Source organism: Microbispora sp. NPDC049633, from assembly GCF_040675265.1.
Classification (GTDB): domain Bacteria; phylum Actinomycetota; class Actinomycetes; order Streptosporangiales; family Streptosporangiaceae; genus Microbispora; species Microbispora maris.
On record NZ_JBFAOO010000033.1, the window covers coordinates 31452 to 52816 of the forward strand.

22 protein-coding genes are annotated in these 21365 nt (G+C 73.9%); 9 read left to right on the plus strand and 13 right to left on the minus strand.

Annotated elements, in window-relative coordinates:
- Positions 1 to 3: 3 nt before the first annotated feature.
- Positions 4 to 660, minus strand: coding sequence for a CatB-related O-acetyltransferase (locus AB0J39_RS11690; protein ID WP_363463421.1), 657 nt, complete (start codon positions 658 to 660; stop codon positions 4 to 6).
- 23 nt (positions 661 to 683) lie between these two features.
- Positions 684 to 1637, minus strand: a complete 954-nt coding sequence (locus AB0J39_RS11695; protein ID WP_363463423.1) for a sigma-70 family RNA polymerase sigma factor — start codon at positions 1635 to 1637, stop codon at positions 684 to 686.
- 115 nt (positions 1638 to 1752) lie between these two features.
- On the opposite strand from AB0J39_RS11695, the gene AB0J39_RS11700 reads away from it, so the two are divergent.
- Positions 1753 to 2397, plus strand: a complete 645-nt coding sequence (locus tag AB0J39_RS11700) for a TetR/AcrR family transcriptional regulator (RefSeq protein WP_363463425.1) — start codon at positions 1753 to 1755, stop codon at positions 2395 to 2397.
- A 159-nt stretch (positions 2398 to 2556) separates the two neighbouring features.
- On the opposite strand, the gene AB0J39_RS11705 is transcribed toward AB0J39_RS11700, so the two are convergent.
- Complete coding sequence (locus tag AB0J39_RS11705; RefSeq protein ID WP_363463426.1) at positions 2557 to 3543, minus strand: radical SAM protein; 987 nt, start codon at positions 3541 to 3543, stop codon at positions 2557 to 2559.
- Between the two features lie 121 nt (positions 3544 to 3664).
- Positions 3665 to 4753: a helix-turn-helix domain-containing protein gene (locus AB0J39_RS11710; protein WP_363463427.1), complete on the minus strand. Its 1089-nt coding sequence runs from the start codon at positions 4751 to 4753 to the stop codon at positions 3665 to 3667.
- 102 nt (positions 4754 to 4855) lie between these two features.
- Here AB0J39_RS11710 and AB0J39_RS11715 point away from each other — a divergent pair, with 102 nt between their 5' ends.
- Positions 4856 to 6061, plus strand: a complete 1206-nt coding sequence (locus tag AB0J39_RS11715; RefSeq protein WP_363463429.1) for a cytochrome P450 — start codon at positions 4856 to 4858, stop codon at positions 6059 to 6061.
- Positions 6062 to 6091: 30 nt separating this feature from the next.
- Here the strand turns inward: AB0J39_RS11715 and atzF are convergent, their stop codons facing one another.
- From atzF to AB0J39_RS11735, 4 genes are read right to left on the minus strand one after another with little or no spacing between them, the layout of a single operon-like run.
- Entirely contained in the window at positions 6092 to 7777 is a 1686-nt protein-coding gene (gene atzF, locus AB0J39_RS11720) for an allophanate hydrolase (RefSeq protein ID WP_363463430.1), read from the minus strand.
- Complete coding sequence (locus tag AB0J39_RS11725) at positions 7770 to 11318, minus strand: 5-oxoprolinase/urea amidolyase family protein (protein WP_363463432.1); 3549 nt, start codon at positions 11316 to 11318, stop codon at positions 7770 to 7772. The genes atzF and AB0J39_RS11725 overlap by 8 nt, the downstream gene beginning before the upstream one ends.
- Positions 11315 to 11971 carry an urea amidolyase associated protein UAAP2 gene (locus AB0J39_RS11730; RefSeq protein WP_363463434.1) on the minus strand — a complete coding sequence of 219 codons (657 nt, stop codon included), beginning with the start codon at positions 11969 to 11971 and terminating at the stop codon, positions 11315 to 11317. The genes AB0J39_RS11725 and AB0J39_RS11730 overlap by 4 nt, the downstream gene beginning before the upstream one ends.
- A complete protein-coding gene (locus AB0J39_RS11735; protein WP_363463436.1) occupies positions 11968 to 12783 on the minus strand; it encodes an urea amidolyase associated protein UAAP1 in 816 nt (271 codons plus the stop codon). Before AB0J39_RS11735 ends, AB0J39_RS11730 begins: the two co-directional genes overlap by 4 nt.
- Before the next feature lie 151 nt (positions 12784 to 12934).
- Between AB0J39_RS11735 and AB0J39_RS11740 the strand changes: the two genes are divergently transcribed.
- Positions 12935 to 13702 carry a TetR/AcrR family transcriptional regulator gene (locus AB0J39_RS11740; protein ID WP_363463438.1) on the plus strand — a complete coding sequence of 256 codons (768 nt, stop codon included), beginning with the start codon at positions 12935 to 12937 and terminating at the stop codon, positions 13700 to 13702.
- Here the strand turns inward: AB0J39_RS11740 and AB0J39_RS11745 are convergent.
- Positions 13634 to 15181, minus strand: a complete 1548-nt coding sequence (locus tag AB0J39_RS11745; protein ID WP_363463440.1) for an amino acid permease — start codon at positions 15179 to 15181, stop codon at positions 13634 to 13636. The two genes, AB0J39_RS11740 and AB0J39_RS11745, sit on opposite strands and share 69 nt — an antisense overlap.
- 484 nt (positions 15182 to 15665) lie before the next feature.
- Between AB0J39_RS11745 and AB0J39_RS11750 the strand changes: the two genes are divergently transcribed.
- Positions 15666 to 15989, plus strand: coding sequence for a multidrug efflux SMR transporter (locus AB0J39_RS11750; protein ID WP_363463442.1), 324 nt, complete (start codon positions 15666 to 15668; stop codon positions 15987 to 15989).
- 58 nt (positions 15990 to 16047) lie between these two features.
- Here AB0J39_RS11750 and AB0J39_RS11755 read toward each other — a convergent pair whose 3' ends face one another.
- Positions 16048 to 16404, minus strand: a complete 357-nt coding sequence (locus AB0J39_RS11755; protein WP_363463444.1) for a hypothetical protein — start codon at positions 16402 to 16404, stop codon at positions 16048 to 16050.
- A 5-nt stretch (positions 16405 to 16409) separates the two neighbouring features.
- Positions 16410 to 16823 (minus strand): VOC family protein, encoded by a 414-nt coding sequence (locus AB0J39_RS11760; protein WP_363463446.1) that lies wholly within the window; start codon positions 16821 to 16823, stop codon positions 16410 to 16412.
- 90 nt (positions 16824 to 16913) lie between these two features.
- Between AB0J39_RS11760 and AB0J39_RS11765 the strand changes: the two genes are divergently transcribed.
- Positions 16914 to 17852: a WYL domain-containing protein gene (locus tag AB0J39_RS11765; protein ID WP_363463448.1), complete on the plus strand. Its 939-nt coding sequence runs from the start codon at positions 16914 to 16916 to the stop codon at positions 17850 to 17852.
- 112 nt (positions 17853 to 17964) lie between these two features.
- On the opposite strand, the gene AB0J39_RS11770 is transcribed toward AB0J39_RS11765, so the two are convergent.
- A complete protein-coding gene (locus AB0J39_RS11770; RefSeq protein ID WP_363463450.1) occupies positions 17965 to 18975 on the minus strand; it encodes a helix-turn-helix domain-containing protein in 1011 nt (336 codons plus the stop codon).
- A 52-nt stretch (positions 18976 to 19027) separates the two neighbouring features.
- Here AB0J39_RS11770 and AB0J39_RS11775 point away from each other — a divergent pair, with 52 nt between their 5' ends.
- The 4 genes from AB0J39_RS11775 (at position 19028) to AB0J39_RS11790 (ending at position 21015) form a co-directional block, all read left to right on the plus strand.
- Positions 19028 to 19423: a cupin domain-containing protein gene (locus AB0J39_RS11775; protein ID WP_363463452.1), complete on the plus strand. Its 396-nt coding sequence runs from the start codon at positions 19028 to 19030 to the stop codon at positions 19421 to 19423.
- 158 nt (positions 19424 to 19581) lie between these two features.
- Positions 19582 to 20250 (plus strand): TetR family transcriptional regulator, encoded by a 669-nt coding sequence (locus AB0J39_RS11780; RefSeq protein ID WP_363463454.1) that lies wholly within the window; start codon positions 19582 to 19584, stop codon positions 20248 to 20250.
- Positions 20247 to 20564, plus strand: a complete 318-nt coding sequence (locus AB0J39_RS11785; protein ID WP_363463456.1) for a DUF952 domain-containing protein — start codon at positions 20247 to 20249, stop codon at positions 20562 to 20564. The genes AB0J39_RS11780 and AB0J39_RS11785 overlap by 4 nt, the downstream gene beginning before the upstream one ends.
- Positions 20565 to 20616: 52 nt before the next feature.
- Positions 20617 to 21015, plus strand: coding sequence for a VOC family protein (locus AB0J39_RS11790; protein WP_363463458.1), 399 nt, complete (start codon positions 20617 to 20619; stop codon positions 21013 to 21015).
- Positions 21016 to 21019: 4 nt separating this feature from the next.
- On the opposite strand, the gene AB0J39_RS11795 is transcribed toward AB0J39_RS11790, so the two are convergent.
- The coding region (locus AB0J39_RS11795) for a helix-turn-helix domain-containing protein (RefSeq protein ID WP_363463460.1) at positions 21020 to 21365 on the minus strand (346 nt) is incomplete at its 5' end.

Genomic DNA, 21365 nt, shown 5'->3' on the forward strand with positions numbered 1-21365 from the left:
GGGTCAAAGGCTCTTCTCCAGTCCGTGCTCGGCGGCGATGCGGGCGATGTCGGCGGGGGTGCCGGCCATGATGACGCGGGCGTGCTCGGTCACCAGCTCGACGGGCCAGTCCCACCAGGCGGCCCGCAGCAGTCGTTCGACGTCGGCGTCGGCGAAGCGGCGGCGGATGGGCCTGGCCGGGTTTCCGCCGACGATGGTGTAGGGCGGGACGTCGGCGGTGACCACGGCCCCGGTGGCGATGATCGCGCCGTCGCCGATGGTCACTCCGGGCATGACCGTGGTCCGATAGCCGAACCAGACGTCGTTGCCGATCACGGTGTCGCCGCGGCTGGGCATACCGGTGACGATGTCGAGGGTGCGTTCGGTCCACTCGCCGCCGAACATGGTGAACGGAAAGGTGGACACGCCCATCGCCGGGTGGTCGGCGCCGGCCATCAGGAACCGGGTGCCGCAGGCGATGGCGCAGTACTTGCCGATGATGAGCCGCTCCGGGCCGTAGGCGTACAGCACATTGCGGTGCTCGAAGCCGGTCGCGCCGTCGGGGTCGTCGTAGTAGGTGTACTCACCCACCTCGATGCCCGGCGAGCTGATCAGCGGTTTGAGGAAGACCACCCGCTCGTGGGCGGGCAGCGGGTGCACGATGGTGGGGTCGGGGATCACGGGGGAGTCCTTTCGAGGCGAGGTCAGGCGAGGAGGTCGGCCAGGACGCGGGCGCGGGCGGGCTCGCGCAGCTTGCGCATGCCTTTGGCCTCGATCTGGCGCACGCGTTCCCGGGTCACCCCGAACGTCCGGCCGATCTCGTCCAGGGTCCGCGGCGTGTCGTCGGCCAGGCCGTACCGGTGGGTTATGACGGCCGCCTCCCGTTCGCTCAGCGTCGCCAGCACCGCCTCCAGGTCACGGCGGAGTGAGGAGGCGGCGACCTCGGCGGCGGGACCGGGCGCGTCGTCGGCGAGAAGGTCGCTCAGCTCGGCGCCGTCGTCGCCGACGGGGGTGTGCAGTGAGATCGGCTCGCGGGCATGCCGCAGCAACCGCTCGACCTTCTCGGGCGTCAGGCCGAGCTCGGCCGCCAGCTCCTCGGGGGTGGCCTCACGGCCCAGCTCCAGCTGCATCACGTGCCGGGCACGGAGGAGCCGGTTGAGATCCTCGACCACGTGCGCGGGGAGGCGGACCGTCCGGCTCTGGTCGGCCAGCGCGCGGCCGATCGCCTGCTTGATCCACCAGGTGGCGTAGGTGGAGAACTTCAGCCCGCGCCGGTGGTCGAACTTCTCCACCGCGCGCATCATGCCGATGGTGCCCTCCTGCACCAGGTCCAGCAGTGGCAGCCCGCCCCTGGCGGCGTAGCGTCTGGCGATCGACACGACCAGCCGCAGGTTGGCCTCGACCATGTGGTCCCGCGCACGGCGGCCGCCGGCGGCCAGCCGCTCCAGCTCGCGCCGCTCGGCCGGGTCGCCGGGCCCGGCGGCGAGGCGCTCCATGGCGAGCCGCCCGGTCTCGATGCGCTCGCCCAGCTCCACTTCCTGCTCGGCGGTGAGCAGCGGCGTGCGCCCGATCTGCTTGAGGTAGTCCTTCACCGGGTCGATGTCGACGGCTCCCTTCGGATGGCGGGCGGGGCTGGCGGGAAGCGCGGCTGTGGTCAAAAGCAAGTCCCTTCGGTGTCGCACGAGCCTGGATCGGCCGGCGGGCTCAAAACTTATGTCCAACCTAGAAATATGTCAAACCAATTCTTAGGTCGATTACATGTACAGTGGGTACATGGACGCGGAGAAGACCGGCCTCAGAGAGCTGAAGAAGCGGCAGACCAAGGAGAAGATCTCCCACGAGGCCACCCGGCTGTTCCTGGAGCGCGGCTTCGACGAGGTGACGATCGCCGAGGTGGCGCAGGCGGCGCAGGTGGCCAAGATGACGGTCACCAACTACTTCCCCCGCAAGGAGGATCTGGTCTTCGACCTGAGCGAGGAGTTCGTGCAGTCACTGGCCAGGACCGTGCGGGACAGGGCGCCCGGCGAATCGGCCCTGGCCGCACTCCGTCGCGCCTACCTCGCCGCGGTCACCGAGCACGACCCGGTCATCGGCTTCTCCGGTCCCGCGTTCGCCCGGATGGTCGCCGGTAGCCCGGCCCTCACGGCCCGGCTGCGGGAGTTCCACGACGAGCGCGAGAAGGCCCTGGCCTGCGCGCTGGCTGCGGAGACCGGCGCCGGGCCCGACGACATCCTGCCCCGGGTGGCCGCCGCCCAGCTCGGCGGCGTGCACCGGCTGCTGTTCGACGAGACACTCCGCCGCGCCGTCGCGGGGCAGGAGAACGCGGAGATCGCGACGGCTCTCACCGGCTACGTCGAGGCCGCCTTCGGCCTCCTGGAGCCCTCCCTCGGCGGCCTCGCCGTCCGCCCCGCCGGCTGAACGGCCCGGCCCTATACAGCGCCGCGTTTCCACGGCGCCGCCTTCCCGTGGCGTCGCCTTTCCGCGGCCCGGTCCTGCGACAGCGCTGCCTTTCCACCGCAGGGGCCTGCCACGGCCCGGACGGTACGGCACCGGTGGTGGCTCGGGTCGGCCGAGGAATCAGACGAGGGCGAGCTGGCGGGCGGGGGAGCGGCGCCGCCGCCAGCGCCGGGCGTCCCTGCCGATGCCGTAGGTCTCGGCGAGGGCCCGCACCTGCTCGGCGATCCGCAGCCGGTAGCCCTCCTCGGCGACCTGGCCCCTGCCGTACAGCGCCTGGTAACGCGGCACCAGACCGGGGTGCTCGCGCTCCAGCCACCGCAGGTACCACTCCCGCGCCCCCGCCGGCAGACGCAGCACGATGGGCGTGACGCTGACCGCGCCCGCCTCGGCCGCCCGCCGTACGGTGGCCTGCAGGTGGTCGGTGGAGTCGGTGATGAGCGGCAGGATCGGGGCCATCAGCACACCGCAGGGAATGCCGGCCTCGTTCAGCGCGGCGCAGACCTCAAGGCGCCGCTGCGGCGTCGCGGCCCCCGGCTCGACGGCGCGCCGCAGGCGGTCGTCGACGAACCCGACCGACACCAGGGCGCCGACCTGGGTCACCTTCGCGGCGTCGCGTAACAGGTCCAGGTCGCGCAGGACCAGAGGGCTCTTGGTGAGCACGGTGAACGGGTTGGCCGCGTCGGCGAGGGCCCGGATGACACCGGGCATCAGGTGGTAGATCTCCTCGGCCGGCTGGTAGCAGTCGCCGGTCAGCCCGAGTGCGACCGGATCGCCGCCCCAGCGGGGGGAGGCGAGCTCGCGCCGCAGGCGGCGGGCCAGATCGGTCTTGACCACGATCTTCGTGGCGAAGTCGGTGCCGGGGTCCAGGCCCAGGTAGCGGTGGCCGCGACGGGCGGTGCAGTAGCCGCAGCCCGCCTCACAGCCGCGATAGGGGCTCGCGCCCCAGGCGAAGGGCAGCTCGGCGGCCTCGGGCACCCGCTCCAGCGCCGCACGGGCCGGCACCTCGTAGCAGGTGATGCCGCCGAAGACGCGGGTGACGGCCTGCCGTTCGATGCGCGGGCGGGCTGCGGCCGCTTGACCGCCCGCACCGACGAGCGGCTCCTGCACCGTCTCATGCGCTCGGGGCCGCGCCGGGCTCTGGTCCCCCGCGCGGGAAGTGGCGTCGCGACGCATGGGGTTCAGTAGAACACGCATTCGACCGTCGCGCCAAGTGTCCACGCCCGCGCGGTCAGGGTTCGGCGGAGGCGGCGGCGTGACAGGCGCCGTACCCGTCCGCGCGGGCGACCATGCGGCCCGACCGCACCCGCACGGCCGCCTCGGTCCCGTCGCTCACCGCGGTCACCCCGGCCGCCGCCGCGACGGCCCCCTCCTCGTCGTGCACCACGCGTAGGCACGGCCAGGCCGGCGCGGGCAGCGCCCGGCGCAGGCAGAAGCGCAGCTCGGCGAGGGTCAGCCGGGCCAGCGGCCCCAGCTCGCCGGGGTCGCCGGTGACCAGGACCACGGTGACCTCGCCGGCGGGCGGCGCGGCCCGCACCGCCTCCTCCACGGCCCCCAGGCGGTGCAGCCCGAGGATCGCCACCACGCCGTCGCGCGCGAGCGGGGCCGGTCCGCCGCCCAGCGCGTCCACCGCGGGCGGCGGCGACCACGGCCCGTCGCCGGGCCGCGCGCGGGGGACGAACGGCAGATGAGGGGCGTCCCACCGGTCCCCGAGGTCCAGGTCCGCCAGGGCGGCGCACGCCGCGACGACGTCGAACGGCTCGGAGAACCCGGGCGCCGCGTCGGCCATCTGGCTCGCGCCGTACAGGGTGGTCAGGGCCGTCTCCGCGACCCGCACCAGCCGCCGCCCGGGCACGCCCAGGCCCTCGAGCGCGAGCCCGAGCACGATCGCGTTCAGCTTCATCAGCTGCGCGAACGGCCGGCGGATCCGCTGGTCGGCGAGCACCTCCGGCATCAGGTCCATGCCGAGCCTGGCCGGGCCTTCGGTGGCCAGCGGAAGCCGGGAGACCCAGGCGCGGGCGAACGCGGCGAGCGCCTCCCGGGCCGTGCCCGCTCCGGACGCCGCACCGTCCACGCCGTCCACGCCGTCCACGCCGTCCACGGCGGCCTCCCGCTCGGCCAGATCGGCCAGCACCGAGAAGTACAGGGCCCGCTTGCCGGGGAAGTTGGAGTAGACGGCGCCGCGGGTGAGTCCCGCCCGGTCGGCGATCGCGTCGACCTTGGCGTCGCGGAATCCCCGCTCGGCGAACTCCTCCCGGGCGGCGGCCAGCACCCTGGCCCGGTTGCGTGCCTGAAGCTCGGCCCTCGTGAGGCGTTCCATCGTTCTCCTCGTCCGCGTACGCCCGCTTGCCGCACGGCGAGGCCCAAGATACCGTCGCCATCCAGATGACATGAACATCTGGGATTAGCATTTGGAGTTGCCGTGATTTCCCTGCCCGAGGTGGACCTCACCGACCCCGAGGTCCTGCGTGACCCCTTCACCGCGTACGGCCGAGCGCGGGAGGCCGCGCCGCTCGCGCGGCTGCTCATCCCCGGCCTCGACCCTGTATGGGCTCTGACCAGGTACGACGGTGCCAGGGCGATGCTCGGCGACGCCCGTTTCGCCCTCACCGCCGACAGCTTCATGCGCCCGCCGGTCCCCGACGACTGCCTGCCGTACATGCGGACCATGAGCGAGATGCACGGCCCGGAGCACGCGCGGCTGCGCAAACTGGCCGCCCCGGCCTTCACTCCCCGGCGCGCGGCCGAGTTCCGGCCCCGCATCGACGCCATCGTCGGCGCCCTGCTCGACGACCTGCCCGCGCACGCCGAAGGCGGACAGGTCGACCTGCTGCGCCACTTCGCCCGGCCGCTGCCGATGGACGTCATCTGCGCACTGGTCGGCATCCCCGAACGGGACCGCCCTCACTGGCGCGAATGGGGCGCCACCGTCGCCGCCGGCGCGGGCGGGGACTTCGCCCGGGCCATTCCCGGCATCATCGCGGGCGCCAGGGCCGCCGTCGCCGCCGCCCGAGCCGAAACGGACGCGCCCGGAGGCGTGCTGGCCGACCTCGTCCGCGCCCAGGCCCAGGACGGGGCCGAGGACGGAGACCGGCTCAGCGACACCGAGATCGTCACGCTGGTCTGGCACCTGGTCATCGCCGGGCAGACGCCGACGAACCTGATCGCCAACGCCGTGGCCGCCCTGCTGTCCCACCCCGCCCAGGCGGCCGCCGTACGCGCCGATCCCGCGCTGATGCCGGCCGCCGTCGAGGAGCTCATCCGCTGGTGCGGCCCCGCACTGCTGGCGATCCCGCGTCACGCCCGTCAGGACGTCGAGCTGTACGGCGTGACCGTGCCGGAGGGTGCGAAGGTCACCGCCCTGATCGCGGCGGCCGACCGCGACCCCCGGGTGTTCGACGACCCCGACCGGCTGGACGTGACCCGGGCGCCCGGCGCCGGCCACCTGGGGTTCGCCCACGGCCCGCACTTCTGCCTGGGCGCCTCCCTGGCCCGCGTGCAGACCCAGGCCGCGATCACCGCGCTGCTGCGCCGTTTCCCCGGCCTGGCCCTGGCCGCCCCGATCGACGGGCTGCGCGCCCCCGACCCCGGCACGTGGCGGCTGACCGCGCTGCCGGTGACCCTGTGACGGCGTCTCCGGCCCGGAGGGCCCGCCGCGTCAGCCGTGGACCGATCGCAGGTAGGCGCGCCACCCCCCGTACGCGGTGATGTCGGCGGCGCCCCGCAGCCCCTCCGGGGCGCACAGGAAGCCGGGCACGTTCGTGCCGTCGGCAAGTTCGACCCGGCCCAGCGTCATCGGACGGGGAAGGGCCGACAGCAGGTCGCCCAGTCCTTCGGAGGGGAGCTCCCACACCTCGCACTCGACGGCCGCGCCGCCCTCGGCGACCCGTACGAGCCCGGGTTTGGGCGGGTCGGTGGCCAGGGCGTGCAGCCGGTAGCGCGCGGCGGTGCCGGTGGTGACAAGCAGGCGGCCGCCGCGCGCGGTCAGTTCGTGGTTGAGCGGCTGTCCCGACAGGTGCGCGCCGACCACCGCCAGGCGGGCGGCCGGGCGGAGCAGCCGGGCGACGGAGGCCAGGTCGTCGTCGGCGTGGGCCCGGCCGGCCAGCATCACGCCGTACGGCAGCCCGTCCACCTGCCCGGCGGGTACGGCGAGCGCGCACATGTCGAAGAGGTTGACGAAGTTGGTGAAGCGGCCCAGGTCGCTGTTGACCCCGACGGGGTCGGCCGCGACCTGCGCGAGGGTGGGATGGCGGGGAGTGACCGGCAGGAGCAGGGCGTCGCTGTCGCCGAGCAGGGACATGGCCCGCTCGCGGAGTTCCGCCAGGCGTTCCCGGTCGGCGAACAGGCGGTGGGCGGGCAGGTCACGGGCCGCGGTGATGATGGAGGCGACGGTGGGGTCCAGGTCCGGGCCGCCCTTGTCCATGAGCGCGTCCACGAACGCGCCGACGGCGGTGTACCGCTCGGCGACGAACGCCCCCTGGTAGAGCAGCGCGGCGGCCTCCAGGAAGGGAGCGGGGTCGATCGGGCGGATCTCCACGCCCGCCGAGGCCAGCCCGCCGGCCGCGGCCTCGAACGCCTCGGCCCATCCCGGGGCCAGCGCGCCGAGGTCGGCGGTGGCGGGCACGGCCACCCGCCACGGCCCAGGGCGGCGGGCAGGACGGCGGGCAGGGCGGGACGCGGGCCGTGCGGAAGGGCCGGCCATGAGGGCCAGGGCCCGCTGGGCCTCGGCGATCGTGCGGGCGAAGACGCTGACGCAGTCCAGGCTCCGGCAGGCCGGGACCACTCCGCCGGTGGGGACCACGCCACGGGTGGGCTTGAGCCCGACGATGCCGTTGAAGGCGGCCGGGACCCGGCCCGAGCCCGCGGTGTCGGTGCCGAGCGCGAGGTCGGCCAGGCCGAGCGCGACGGCGACCGCCGAGCCCGAGCTGGACCCGCCGGAGATCCGCGCCGGGTCGGTGGCGGCGCGCACCGCGCCGTACGGACTGCGGGTGCCGACCAGCCCGGTGGCGAACTGGTCCAGGTTGGTGGTGCCCAGCACGATCGCGCCGGCCGCACGGAGGGCGGCCACGGCGGGGGCGTCGGCGTCCGGCCGGTAGGCGTAGGACGGGCAGCCGGCGGTGGTCGGCAGCCCGGCCACGTCGATGTTGCCCTTGACGGCCAGCATCCGCCCCGCCAGGGGCAGGTGCTCGCCGCCCGCCACGCGGGCGTCCACGGCGGCGGCCTCGGCCTCCACCTCGGCCTGTGGCCGCAGGTCGATCCAGATCTCGCCGCGGCCGGTCTCGGTGATCCGGGCGTAGGCCCTGCGGGCCCGTTCCAGTGCCGTCTCAGCTGTCGTCTCAGGCATGATCGCTCCTCAGCACCACCAGCGGGGCGCCCGCCTCCACCTGGTCGCCGGGGGCGACCAGGACTCGTTCGACGACGCCGCCGGCGGGGGCCGGGACGGCGGACTCCATCTTCATCGCCTCCAGCACGACCAGCGGTTGCCCGGCCGCGACCCGCAGGCCCGGCGTGACGCCGACCTGCCAGACGCTCGCGGTGAACTCCGCCTCCACCACCGCACAGCCCGGTGGCAGCTCCAGCTCCGTTTCGGCCGGGCCCTGGGACTGCTCCGCCCGGTCGAACTCGCCCGCCGCCTGCCAGGCCGCGCGTTCGGCGGCGAAGGCGGCGGCCTGCCGGTCGCGGAAGGCCGCGATGGACTCGGCGTGCTCGGCCAGGAAACGGCGGTAGTCGGCGAGCCGGAACACCCCCTCCTCGATCTTGGGTTCGAACCGCCCCGCCGCCAGGTCGGCCCGCAGTTCGAGCAGCTCGCCGGCCGTGACCGGATACCAGCGGATGCGGTCGAAGAAACGCAGCAGCCAGGGGAATCCCGGCTGGAACGCGCCGCGCTGCTGCCAGCTCGACCACACCTGCGTCGTACGGCCCACGAACTGGTAGCCGCCCGGGCCCTCCATCCCGTAGACGCACAGGTAGGCGCCGCCGATGCCGACGGAGTTCTCGGCGGTCCAGGTGCGCGCGGGGTTGTACTTGGTCGTGACCAGCCGGTGCCGGGGATCGAGCGGGGTGGCCACGGGCGCGCCGAGATAGACGTCGCCGAGCCCGAGCACGAGATACTCGGCGTCGAACACGACGCGGTGCACGTCGGCCACGTCCGCGAGGCCGTTGACCCGGCGGATGAACTCGATGTTCGACGGGCACCAGGGCGCGTCGTCGCGCACCCCCGCCATGTAACGGGCGATCGCCTCCCGGGTGGCCGGGTCGTCCCACGACAGAGGGAGGTGGACGACGCGGCTCGGCACCTCCAGCTCCCCCGTGGGCGGCAGGCCGTCCTCGAGCCGGAGCAGCTCGGCCAGCAGGTCGCGCTGCGAGAGCACGGCCGGGTCGAGATGGATCTGCAGCGAACGGATGCCGGGGGTGAGGTCGATCACGCCGGGCAGCTCCCGGACGGCGAGCGCCTGCGACAGCGCCTCGGACAGGGCGTGCACCCGCATGCGCAGGCCCAGGTCGAGCTCCATCGGCCCGTACTCGACGAGGATGTTGTCGTCCCCGCTGCGCCGGTAGGTGACGCGGGGCCGCTCGCCGGTCTCGGGCAGGCGGCGCAGCACGCCGCCGTCGCCCGGGGCGCCGACCGCGGAGGGCACGGGGACGAAGGTGACGGTGTCCCCGGGCCGCAGCTGGCCGAGTTTCCAGCGTTCCGAGGTGACGACGGTGGCCGGGCAGACGAACCCGCCGAGCGAGGGGCCGTCGGGACCGAGCACGACCGGCATGTCACCGGTGTAGTCCACCGCGCCCACCGAATAGGGCGTGTCGTGGATGTTGGAGGGGTGCAGCCCCGCCTCGCCTCCGTCGAGACGCGCCCAGCGCGGTTTGGGGCCGATCAGGCGTACGCCGGTGCGGGCGGAGTTGTGGTGGACCTTCCACTGGGCGGCGTAGAAGTCGCGGATGTCGTCGCCGGTGAAGAACTCGGGGTCGGCGTGCGGGCCCTCGACCACGCCGATCCGCCAGTGGTGCCCGAACTCGGGCCGCTCACCGGTCTGCCTGCCGCCGTTCGACAGCCGTCCCCCGTGCCTGAGACATCCTCCGTGGAGGACGTCCCCGGCGCGCAGGGCCCGTCCGCCGTGGCCGCCGAACCCCCCGAGCGTGAACGTCGCGGCGCTGCCGAGGTAGGCGGGCACGTCGAACCCGCCCGCCACCAGCAGGTAGACCCGCAGCCCCGGCCCTTCGGCCGCGCCGATGTCCAGCACGCCGCCGGCGGGCACGGTGACCGGCTCCCACTGGGGGACGGGCGTGCCGTCCACCGTGACGGGCGCGGGCGCGCCGGTGACGCAGACGGTCGTGGCGTGGCTGAAGCGCAGCGCCGGGCCGCGCAACGTGCACTCCAGGCCGGGCGCGCCGGGGTCGTTGCCCAGGGCGGCGTTGCCGTCCCGGAAGGACCGGTCGTCCATCGGCCCCGACGGCGGGACGCCGACCTGCCAGTAGCCGGTCCGTCCCGGCCAGTCCTGGACGGTGGTGAGGGTGCCGGGCCGGACCACCTCGATGCGCCGGGAGCCGTCGGCGAGCCCGGCCAGGGTGGCCGTGCCGTGCGCGGCCGCCCGTACGGAGGGATCGGCCACGGCCGCGCGCAGCAGCCCGAGGTTGGTCTCGATGCCGTCGATCCGGGTCTCGGCCAGCGCCGAGGCCAGCCGGTCCAGGGCCTGGTCCCGGTCGGCGCCGTGCGCGATCACCTTGGCGAGCAGCGGGTCGTAGGCGCTGCTCACCTGCGTGCCCGTCTCCACCCAGCCGTCGACCCGTACGCCCTCGGGGAACTCGACGCGGGTGAGCAGGCCCGCGCCGGGCCGGTGGTCGCGGCTCGGGTCCTCGGCGTAGACGCGGGCCTCGACGGCGTGTCCGGCGGCCCGGGGCGGGTTCCGCAGCGCGGCGTGCACGTGGCCCACGTCGCCCTGGGCCAGGCGCAGCATCCATTCGACCAGGTCGACGCCGTAGATGGCCTCGGTGACGGGGTGCTCCACCTGCAGCCGGGTGTTGACCTCCAGGAAGTACGGCTCGGCGCGCACCGGGTCGTAGACGAACTCGACCGTGCCCGCCGACCGGTAGCGCACCGAGGCGCACAGGCCGGCGGCGCTCTCGGCGAGCGTGGCCCGCACCCGCGGCGGCAGGCCGGGAGCGGGGGCCTCCTCCAGCACCTTCTGGTGACGCCGCTGCAGCGAGCAGTCGCGGTCGCCGAACGTGACGACGCCGCCCATGCCGTCGCCGAACACCTGGACCTCGACGTGCCGGCCGCCCTCGACCAGGCGTTCCAGGAACAGCCCGGCCGAGGCGAAGCTCGCGGCGGCCGTGCGCTGCACACTCTGCCAGGCCTCGGCCAGGTCATCGGCGTCGCGGCAGGCGCGCATGCCGATGCCGCCGCCTCCGCCGGTGGCCTTGAGCATCACCGGGTAGCCGATCTCCCGCGCGGCGTCCAGGGCGGCGTCCAGGTCGGGGAGCAGGCCGGTGCCGGGGAGCAGGGGAACGCCGGCCCGCTCGGCGGCGGCGCGGGCGGTGTGCTTGGCGCCGAACAGGTCGAGCTGCTCGGGGGTGGGGCCGACGAAGGCCAGCCCGGCGGCCTCGACCCGGCGGGCGAAGGCGGCGTCCTCGGACAGGAAGCCGTAACCGGGGTGGACGGCGTCCGCGCCGCTGTCCAGGGCGGCCCGCAGCACCCGGTCGGCGTCCAGGTAGCTCTCGCGAACGGGGGCGGGGCCGAGACGTACGGCGTGGTCGGCCAGGCGGACGTGGGCGGCGCCCCGGTCGGCGTCGGAGTAGACGGCAACCGTGCGCAGACCCAGGCGGCGGGCGGTGGCGATGACGCGGACGGCGATCTCGCCCCGGTTGGCGACGAGGAGGGTGTTCATCGGATCGTCATCCGCACGGGCGTGGGGTCGAAGCCGTTGCACGGGTTGTTGATCTGCGGGCAGTTGGAGACCAGGACCAGCACGTCGGTCTCGGCGCGCAGGGTGACGGCCAGGCCGGGGGCGGAGATGCCGTCCACGATGCCGAGCGTGCCGTCGGGTTCGACCGGGACGTTCATGAACCAGTTGATGTTGCTCACCAGGTCGCGTTTGCCGAGCCCGTGGCGGCTGCCCTCGATGAGGAAGTTCTCCACGCAGGCGTGCTGGGAGTAGGTGTGGTGTCCGTAGCGCAGCGTGTTGGACTCCTTGGAGCAGGCGCCGCCGACGGTGTCGTGGCGGCCGCAGGTGTCGGCGACGACGGTCATCAGCGGGGTGTGCTCGTTGGACATCAGCACGCTGCCGGTGGTCAGGAAGATGCCGCCCTGGGCGTGGACGGTGTCGGGGGCGCTGTAGCGGACGGCGGTGTCGTGCGCGTCGTACAGCAGGCAGTCGACGGCCTGGTTGCCGCCGAGGTCGGTGATGGTCAGTTCCCGCCCCGCGCGGACGATCGCCGACCAGGGGGCGCGGGCGGGCACGGTGACATCGAGTACGGGAACGTCGAGCACGGTGTTATCAAGCACGGGTACGCCGGGCACGGTTGTGTCGGGGAGGGTCATCGGGTCACCTCGGCGGTGTTGAGGAAGGCGCGGCGGCCTTCGGGGCTCGCCTGCCACAGGGGGTCGCCGGGACCGGTGGGCCGGGCGCGCCAGGCCAGGACCTCCAGCGGCGTGCAGGTGTAGGCCGGACGGGGGTCGATCGGGTGGGCGGTGTTGGCGATGAGCACGGTCAGCGGCAGCTCGGCGCGCAGGGTGACCGACGCGCCGGGCCCGGCGGAGCCGGTGAAGGCGAGGCCGCCGTCGGCGCCGACGCTGACGCCCTGGAAGAAGGAGATCGACGGGGGCAGGTCCCGGGGCTCCAGGCCGTGCTTGGCGGCGGCCAGCGTGAACAGTTCCCGCCCGGCGGGGGCGGGGCCGTGCGGCGTGCCGTCGCCGTACCGCGCGGTGTTGCGCCGCAGGGTCGAGGTCCCGCACACCGTGTCGTGGCGGCCGGAGGTGTCGGCGACCACGGAGGCCAGCACGCGGCCCTGGTCCGACAGCAGCAGGTGGCCTTCGCCGAGGTAGGCGTTCCACAGCACCTTGACGGTGTCGGCGACGTTGAGCCGCTCCCAGGGGCGGCCCTCCACGTAGAGCAGCAGGTGCGCGCAGGCGTCGCCGGCCAGGTCGGTGAGGCGCAGCTCGGTGCCCCGGGCCAGCACCTTGTGGGTGTAGCCGCCTCCGGCGACGGTTTCGGCCCACACGAGGTCGGCGGGGGCGACGCCGTCCGGCGGGGCGGGCCAGTCCGAGGCCGGGAGCACCGGCATGGTGTCGCTTCTGGTGCCCTCCTGGGCGCGGGCGTGCTCTCGCGCGCCGTACGTCGTGCTGGTCGCCATGACGCGATCTCCTGTGAGAGGGGGCAGGAATTTCTGTCGTGCGACAGAAATTAGGTGGCGCGTGTTTCCTCTCACGCGCCGCGAGGTTTCCCGTCCGTTACCGAGATCGCACAGCCGAGAGAGTTCGGGGGAGGTGTGCGACGATCGTGGGGTGACCGCCCCTTCCGACCTGCCCGTTTCCCGCGTGACCGGCCCAGCGACGCCCAAATCCGGCGCGCCCGAACCCCGCGTGCCCGGCTCGGGCGGGGGCTCCGGAGGGAGGAGAGTCGGCAGGCCGCGGGCCGTCGCGCGCCCGCGCGGCGACCTGAGCCCGCGCGAGGAGATCCTCACCGCGGCGGCGGAGTTGTTCACGACGCACGGCTACGCCGCGACCTCGACGAGGGCGATGGCCGAGCGGGCCGGAATCAGGCAGGCGTCGATCTACCACTATTTCGACGGCAAGGAGGACATCCTCGCCGAACTGCTGGAGAGCACGGTGCGGCCCTCGCTGGAGACCGCCCGCGCCCTGACCGGCGCCACGCCGGAGGAGCGGCTGTGGCAGCTGTGCCACTGCGACGCCGGGCTGTTGTGCTCGGGCCCGCACAACCTGGGCGCGCTCTATCTCCTGCCCGAGGTGCGCACCGAGCGGTTCGCCGGGTTCCGGCGCATGCGCGGCGAGCTCAAGGACACCTACGGGCGGCTGCTGGCCGCCACCTCCGCCGGTGCGGCGCTGACGTCCGCCGAGCGGGCGCTGCGCACCGATCTGCTGTTCGCGCTGATCGAGGGCGTCATCCTCATCCGCAGGGACACCCCGGGAGAGATGGCGGCCGGAGTCCTGGAGACGCTGGCCGCCGCCACCGCCGACGCGGCGCTACGCCTGGCCGGTGTTGCCGACGGGGATCTGCCCGACCTGCGGAAGAAGGGCGGCGGGCCGGCGTAGCCGCCGGTAGAGCGCGCCGAGAGCCACGACCGCCGCGAGGAAGAGCAGCGTGAACCACTGGAAGAACCAGTGGCCGGTGATCGGGGCGTACACCTCGGCCCTCGGCCAGGCCAGGTTGACCGCCATCGCCAGGCCGTAACAGAGGGCCAGCGCGTTGACCGGCAGGCCCCAGCGGCCCATGCTGAACAGCGGGCTGCCGTCCTCGGCGACCCCGGCCGGCGCCCCGCCCCGCCAGCCGCCGCGCAGGCGCTGGAACAGCAGGGGCCCCGTCACCATCGCGTACGCCAGGTAGAGCAGCACGATGCAGGTGGTGCCGATGGCCAGGAACGCCTCGGGAGAGGCGAAGTTGAGCAGCAGGACGGCCCCGGCGGCCACCCCGGTGACCAGCGCGGGCCCGGTCGGCATGCCGGTGCGGGGCGAGACCCTGGACAGCGCGCCCGACAGCGGCATCACCCCGTCGCGCGCCATGGAGAACAGCATCCTGGTGGCGGCGGTCTGGATCGCCATGGTCGCCACGGCGATCGCCAGCACCACGTCGGCCAGCAGCAGCTTGCCCACCCAGTCGCCCAGGCTGCTGGTGAGCACGTAGGACAGGCCCTCGGCGGCCAGTCTTCCGTCGGTCAGGCTGGGTGCGGCGAGCAGACCGGCGAACAGGATGAGCCCGCCGAGCAGCCCGGCCGCCGTGAGCGCGGTCAGGATGGTGCGCGGGGCGACCCGCCGGGGGCTGCGGGTCTCCTCGCTCAGCTCGCCCGCGCTGTCGAACCCGATGAGGACGTAGGCGGCGGTGAACGAGCCGACCAGCAGCGCGCCGACGGCTCCGCCGTGCCCGCCGGTGCTGAACGTGACGCCGGGGCCGTGCTCGGCGTGGGTGAGCAGCAGCACCACGATGAGCACCGCGCCGATGATCTCGGCGGTGACGCCGATGCTGTTGATCCGGGAGAGGACGCGGTTGTCGACGGCGTTCACGGTCGTGGTGAGCGCGAGCAGGGCGAGGCCGAGGACGGCGGCGTTGGCCGCTCCCGTGGCGGTGGTGGGCGTGGGGTCGCCGCCGACGAGCTGGAAGCCCGGCCAGATCGCGGGCAGCACGACCTGCAGGGCGAGCGCCGCGGCGGCGATCACGACGATCTGCCCGAGGATCATGATCCATCCGGCGAACCAGCCGAACGCCGCCGTGCTGAGCCGGGTGGACCACTGGTAGATGGCGCCGGAGATCGGGTAGCGGGCGGCCAGTTCGGCGAAGCACAGGGCGACCATGATCTGCCCGGCCAGCACGACGGGCCAGGTCCAGAAGAAGGCCGGGCCGCCGGAGGCGTACCCGAAGGCGAAGAACTGGAAGACCGTGGTCAGCACGGAGATGAAGGAGAATCCGGCGGCGAACGAGGCGTACCTGCCCATGCTGCGGTGCAGCTCCTGGCGGTAGCCGAACGTCTGCAGGGCGCTCTCGTCGGTGGGGGGCGAGGGAGGGACGGTGACGGCCATCGTGGCTCCGGGAGCTGGGGGGATTTCTGTCGGTTGACAGATATGTACGGCGCGGTCGTTTCCCCGTCGTCACGGGCGCGTTCATCCGCCGTAACGCATCCCTCACCGCCCGCCCGGCCTATCCGAGCACGGGGTAGTTCGCGCGGAACACGTTGTGCGGGTCACGGGCCCGCTTGATTCCGGCAGCGCGCTCGCGCTGCGGCAGGCGCTGCGTGCCGAGATGCTGGACCGGGCCATCCAGGTCAACCGTGAAGGGCTGCGCACGGCACGAACTCACCGAGGCCGGACGCGCTCTCCTGGACGCGGCCTCGCCGCGACCCTGACCGGTCCGGGAGCCGCAGGTCCTCGCGGCCGGAGATGACGCCCGCCTTGGGACCACCGGTTCACAAGCTTGGAGCACCCGGTTGCCCCGCCCATGGCCTTGCGATGCCATGCCGAGTAAAATTGGGACAAGCGTACAGTTTTTGGTTCGGAGAGGTTCCCAATGGCCTGGCTCCTGCTCGTCGGCGCGATCGCCTCGGAGGTCCTGGCCACCTCCGCGCTCAAACTCAGCGACGGCTTCAGCCGCTGGGGCTGGACCATCGTGGTCGCCGTCGGCTACATCGCGTCGTTCGTCCTGCTGGCCTGGGCGCTCAAGCTACGCATGCCCGTCGGGATCGCGTACGCGGTGTGGGCGGGCACCGGTACCGCCGCGATCGCGCTGATCGGCGCCCTGTTCCTCGGCGAGCACATGAATCTCGTCAAGGCCGCCGGCATCGCGCTGATCATCGCCGGGGTCGCCGTGCTCAACCTCTCCGGCGCGCACTGACCGTCGCCGCCCCCGCGGCACACGCGCCGCGCGTCACCGGGCCGAGCCGGCGACGCGTTCAGGCGGGCCAGCGGCCCTCGGTTTTGGCGGCCCGGATCGCGGCGTGGCCTGCCGGGCGCATCCGGCCGGCGGCCGTCAGCGCCTCGGCCTTCGCGGCGTTGACGCGGGACCAGGGGCTCCGGCGGGTACGCGGCGAGTAGCGCTGCAGGTAGTAGTCGCCGTCGAACGCCCTGCGGTGGCTGTCGATCCAGCCGTGGCACAGCGCCTCGTCCAAGGCCTCGTCGAGGGTGACGGTCGTCGCGTCGCCGTTCTTCCTGGCGATCACCAGCCAGACGTCGCGGGCGGTCTCGTGATGCTCGGCGAGCCATGCCCTCCAGGCGGCGGCGTCGTCCATGAGCAGGGCGTTGCCGGTCATCGTGGTCAGCCCCTCCGGCCCGCGAGGACGTCCATGTAGTGGTGGTTGACCATGACGCCGAGGATGTTGCCGAACGGGTCGCGCACCGAGGCGGTGACGAACCCCGGGCCGCGCTCGGTCGGCTTCTCGAACGGCGTGGCCCCCATCTCCAGCAGCCGCTCCCAGGTCGACTCCAGATCGTCGACGGCCCAGTAGACGATCGCTCCGCCGTCCTCGGCGCTCCGGCCGGCCGGAGCGAAGCGCGCGTCGACGATGCCGAGCTCGTGCTGGTAGTCGCCGACGCGGAACTCCACGTAGGCAGGGTCGCCCTGCTCGGGCCGCTGGAAGTAGGCCCGCACGCCGAGGAACTCGGCGTACCAGTCACGAGCGGCGACGACGTCATGGGCGTAGAAGCTGATGGTGGTGAGTCCGCGGAGCATGTCCTTCTGCCTTCCGTTCGGTGACCTGTGGAACCGATGCTTCCAGGCAAAGTGCTCACCGAATGAGCACTTTTTTGGCATCGTCGAAACGTGAGAGCGGATCGTCTGGTGGCCGTCCTGCTGCTGATGCAGTCGCGCGGCAGGGTGACGGCGGCGGAGATCGCCGCCGAGATGGAGGTTTCGGTCGCCACGGCCCGCCGCGACCTGGAGGCGCTGTCGGCCGCGGGCGTCCCCGTCTACCCGCAGGCCGGACGCGGCGGCGGCTGGGCACTGCTCGGCGGCGCCCGCACCGACCTGTCCGGGCTCAAGGCCTCCGAGGCCAGGTCCCTGTTCCTGCTGCTCGGCCCGGCCTCCGCGATCGCGCCGGAGGCCAAGGCGGCGCTGCGCAAGCTCGTGCGCGCCCTGCCCTCGACGTTCCGGCAGGAGGCCGAGGCGGCGGCGGACGCGGTCGTGGTCGATCCGGCCCGCTGGGGCGAGCGCCGCCGCGCGCGGCCCGCGCTCGTCGGTCTGCTGGAGGACGCGGTGGTCCGGCGCCGCAAGGCCCGCCTGACCTACTCCGGACGGCAGCGCGTCGTCGCACCGCTCGGCCTCGTCGACAAGGACGACACCTGGTACCTGATCGCCGCAACCCCCGGCGGGCAACGGACCTTCCGCGTCGACCGGATCACCGGCGCCGAGGTCACGGAGGAACCGGCCGAGCGCCCGGCGCACTTCGACCTCGCGGCGGCCTGGGACGAGGTCGTCACCGCGATGGAGGCGCGACGCGCGACGACCACCGCCACCGCGACCGTCGAGGCCCGCCACCTGCCCGTCCTGCGCGACCGCTTCGGCCGCCACTGCGAGGTGATCTCCCAGGGCGAGCGGGTCCGTGTCGCGCTCACCGCGCCGACCGCGCTGGACATCGCCCGCCAGCTCGCGGGCTGGGGCGACCTCGTCGTCGTGGAGGGCCCGCAGGCCGTCCGGGACGAACTGGCGAAGCTGGCCGTCCAGCTCACCACGTTGTACGACCGGCGGGCCCAGGACCACTAGGCCCCTGCCGCGCTCGGCGAGGCCGATCAGGCCGTGAACACCGCCGAGCCGGTGGCGGCCTGTCCGCGAGGTGTCGCGACAGGCAAGTGCGGGCCGGCTCCCGTCCGTCCGCTCAGCGGGACCGCGTCCCCGTTCCTGTCGCCGGGCCGAACCGGCGTCGGTACTCCACAGGCGTGAGCCCGATCTTGCGGCGCATCAGCGCGCGCAGATTGGCGGCCGTGCCCAGACCGCTGCACCGCGCGACGGTCTCGAAGCGCGACTCTCCCCGCTCGATCAGGCGGCAGGCCAGGGCGAGCCGTTCCCCGGTGAGCCACGCCAGCGGCGTGGTGCCCAGCTGCGCGCGGAAGCGGCGATGCAGCGTCGCCGGGCTGACCGAGGCGCGGGCCGCGAGATCCGACACCGTGAGCGGGGCGTCCAGCCGCTCCTGCGCCCAGGACAGGACCGGCGCCAGCGACTCGTCCGGCACGTCCGGCACCGGCCGCTCCACGAACTGCCGCTGCCCGCCGTCACGGTGCGCGGCGAAGACGAGCCGGCGGCTCACGGAGTTCGCGACCTCCGCGCCGTGGTCGCGGCGCACGATGTACAGGCCGAGGTCGAGCGCGGCGGCGCTCCCCGCGGAGGTCAGGATGTCACCGTCGTCCACGAACAGCACGTCCGTCTCCAGCCGCACGGCGGGGAAGCGGGCCCGGAAGGAAGCCGCCCACCGCCAGTGCGCGGTGGCCCGGCGCCCGTCGAGAACCCCGGCCTCGGCCAGGGTGAAAGCACCGCTGCAGAAGCCGACCAGGCGGGCGCCGCGCGCGTGCGCCCGCCGGACCGCGTCGAGTACGGCGGGGCGGCGCGGCACCTCGACGTCGGGACGGTTGGGGACGATCAACGTGTCCGCCGATTCGGCCGCCTCCAGGCCGGCGACGCCCGCGAGCGTGAAGAACCCGTCGCGCATGAGCGTGCGCGGCTCGGGGGAACACAGCCGGAAGTCGTAGAGGTCGCGCCCGAGCTCGGGCCTGCGCAGGCCGAACACCTCGGTCGCGCAGCCCAGCTCGAAGGGGTTGGAGTTCTCGTCCACGATCACGACGACCCGGTGCGGGCCGGCCCCCCGTCCGTCGTGCGAGGATCCTTGCGCCATGCGCTATTCCTAGCACTCACGCCGGGCGTGCCGCAGCGGCCAGGATGCACTCGTGAGCAACGAACCCATCGCCCTCGGCGAGGCCCTGGCCTCCTTCGACGCCCTGTGGAGCCCGCGCATCGTCACCCGCGTCAACGACTACGACGTACGCGTCGCCAAGGTGGAAGGCGAGCACGTCTGGCACGCCCACGACCACACCGACGAGTTCTTCCTCGTGCTCGACGGGGAGCTGTTCATCTCCGTGCGGGAGCCCGGCGGGGAGCGCACGGTCCGGCTCCCCCGGGGCGCGGTGTTCACCGTCCCCCGCGGCACCGAGCACAAGCCGTCGGCTCCCGCCGGAGCCGCGATCCTCATGTTCGAACCCGCCGGGACATCGACGGTCGGCGACCGCCACGGCGAGATCCCCGGCCACGTCGACGCGACGACCGGGCACCCGCTCGGCCCCTGAACAGGGACGGGGAGCGGACGGGCCGCCGCCGGGCCGATCCCGTCGTCACCGGGACACCGAGCCGCGCACGGCAGGGCATGATTGTCAGCGACCTATGGGTGTTCCGGACGGCTTCCCCGCCGAGGGGGAGCCCCGACGATCCAGGGGAGGATCACGGCGTGCCCGATCAGGACCGGCCCGCACCCGTCCCCGCGGCGGCCTCCCCGCACGGCGTCGCCGTGCGGGCGGTCTCACCTCAGCCGCGGCGCCCGCAGGAGCGTGCCGTACGCCGCCGGGAGGCGCTGCTCGACGCCGCCGTCGACCTGCTCGGCGACGGCGGCTTCGCCGCCGTGACCCACCGCGCCGTCGCCCGCCGGGCCGGCCTTCCCCTGGCCGCGACCTCCTACTACTTCACCAGCCGAGACCAGCTGCTGGCCGAGGCGTTCGCCCTGCTCGTCGAGCGCGAACTCGCCCGCATGCGGGAGTCGGTGGACCGCCCGTCCGACCGTACGCCGCCCGCGGTCGCCGAGACGCTCACCGGCGTGTACGCCTCCGACCGGCTGCGCCAGCTCGGCCTGTGGGAGCTGTACCTGCAGGCGGGCCGCGACCCGGCGTTGCAGGCCATCGCCCGCGCCTGGACCGACGGCTGCGACGGCATCGTGGCCGCCGTGCTGGAGCGCGCCGGCTACCCCTGCGGGCCGGCGGAGGTCCGCTTCGTCGCCGGCCTGCTGTCGGGACTGTGGGTCGAAGACGTCGTCGAGGCCCGCCCCGACTCCAGGGACCGGGCCCGGGAGGCGGTGGCCCGCGCGCTCGCCGCGCTCGGACCGCCCGCTAGGGTCAGCCCATGATCTTCCATCTCGCGCTGGCCGCCGACTGGGACGCGGCCGTCACGGCGGGCGAATACCGCGTCTCGACCCTCGGCCGGACCCTGGCGGAGGAGGGCTACGTCCACGCCTCCGCAGACCTGACCCAGGCGCGAGGGGTCGCGAACCGCTACTACGCGGGCGTCGCCGAGCCCCTGGTGCTGCTGGAGATCGACGAGGACCGGCTCGGCTGCCCCGTCAGGCTGGAGGTGCCCGAGGGGTCCGACGAGGCGTTCCCCCACATCTACGGGCCGATCCCGGTGGCCGCCGTCACGGCCGTCACGCCCTTCTCCCGCTGAGTGTCCGATTCGTTCAATACGGCCGACCGGTGCGCCCCTTAGCGTGGCCGTCATGGCACCTTCGTTCGATCTCATCGGCCTGGTCGTGTCCGACATGGCCGCCTCCCTGTCCTTCTACCGCCGGCTCGGGCTGGACATCCCGCCCTCGGCCGACACCGAGCCCCACGTGGAGGTGACCCTGCCCGGCGGGCTGCGCCTCGCGTGGGACACCGCCGACACCGTCCGCTCGTTCGACCCCGCCTGGACGCCCGGCGTCGGCGGGCCGCGCATGGCGCTGGCCTTCCGCTGCGACGACCCGAAGGAGGTCGACCGCGTGTACGCGGACCTGGTCGAGGCCGGATACGAGGGAAGCCTGCCGCCGTGGGACGCGTTCTGGGGGCAGCGCTACGCGTCGGTGCACGACCCGGACGGCAACGGGGTGGACCTGTTCGCCGCCCTGCCCGCCATGTGACCGCTCATCGGATCAGCGCGCCGAGCGTCACACCGGTCAGCGACCTCACCTCGCGCGACAGGTGAGCCTGGTCGGCGTACCCGGCCACGGCGGCCACCGCGGCGAACGGCGCGCCCCGGCGGGCCAGGTCCACCGCCCGGTTCATCCGCAGGATCCGGCCGAGCGTGCGCGGCCCGTACCCGAACGCGTCGAGGCACCGGCGGTGCAGCCGCCGTTCGCCGACCCCGGCGTCGGCGGCGATCCGCGCCACCGGCAGGCCCGCCCGCACGCCGTTCACGACGGCGCCGACGAGACCGGCGTCGACGGGACGGGCCGTGGCGTCGAGGCGGCGCGCCGCCGCCTCCTCCAGG

What these genes read in the sequence shown, in the direction of transcription:
- AB0J39_RS11700 (WP_363463425.1), top strand. Translation starts at nt 1,753, where the DNA reads ATGGACGCGGAGAAGACCGGCCTCAGAGAGCTGAAGAAGCGGCAGACC.
- atzF (WP_363463430.1), bottom strand. Translation starts at nt 7,777, where the DNA reads ATGCCTGAGACGACAGCTGAGACGGCACTGGAACGGGCCCGCAGGGCC.
- AB0J39_RS11750 (WP_363463442.1), top strand. Translation starts at nt 15,666, where the DNA reads ATGGCCTGGCTCCTGCTCGTCGGCGCGATCGCCTCGGAGGTCCTGGCC.
- AB0J39_RS11785 (WP_363463456.1), top strand. Translation starts at nt 20,247, where the DNA reads ATGATCTTCCATCTCGCGCTGGCCGCCGACTGGGACGCGGCCGTCACG.
- AB0J39_RS11770 (WP_363463450.1), bottom strand. Translation starts at nt 18,975, where the DNA reads ATGGCGCAAGGATCCTCGCACGACGGACGGGGGGCCGGCCCGCACCGG.
- AB0J39_RS11735 (WP_363463436.1), bottom strand. Translation starts at nt 12,783, where the DNA reads ATGGCGACCAGCACGACGTACGGCGCGCGAGAGCACGCCCGCGCCCAG.
- AB0J39_RS11755 (WP_363463444.1), bottom strand. Translation starts at nt 16,404, where the DNA reads ATGACCGGCAACGCCCTGCTCATGGACGACGCCGCCGCCTGGAGGGCA.
- AB0J39_RS11760 (WP_363463446.1), bottom strand. Translation starts at nt 16,823, where the DNA reads ATGCTCCGCGGACTCACCACCATCAGCTTCTACGCCCATGACGTCGTC.
- AB0J39_RS11730 (WP_363463434.1), bottom strand. Translation starts at nt 11,971, where the DNA reads ATGACCCTCCCCGACACAACCGTGCCCGGCGTACCCGTGCTTGATAAC.
- AB0J39_RS11725 (WP_363463432.1), bottom strand. Translation starts at nt 11,318, where the DNA reads ATGAACACCCTCCTCGTCGCCAACCGGGGCGAGATCGCCGTCCGCGTC.
- AB0J39_RS11790 (WP_363463458.1), top strand. Translation starts at nt 20,617, where the DNA reads ATGGCACCTTCGTTCGATCTCATCGGCCTGGTCGTGTCCGACATGGCC.
- AB0J39_RS11710 (WP_363463427.1), bottom strand. Translation starts at nt 4,753, where the DNA reads ATGGAACGCCTCACGAGGGCCGAGCTTCAGGCACGCAACCGGGCCAGG.
- AB0J39_RS11745 (WP_363463440.1), bottom strand. Translation starts at nt 15,181, where the DNA reads ATGGCCGTCACCGTCCCTCCCTCGCCCCCCACCGACGAGAGCGCCCTG.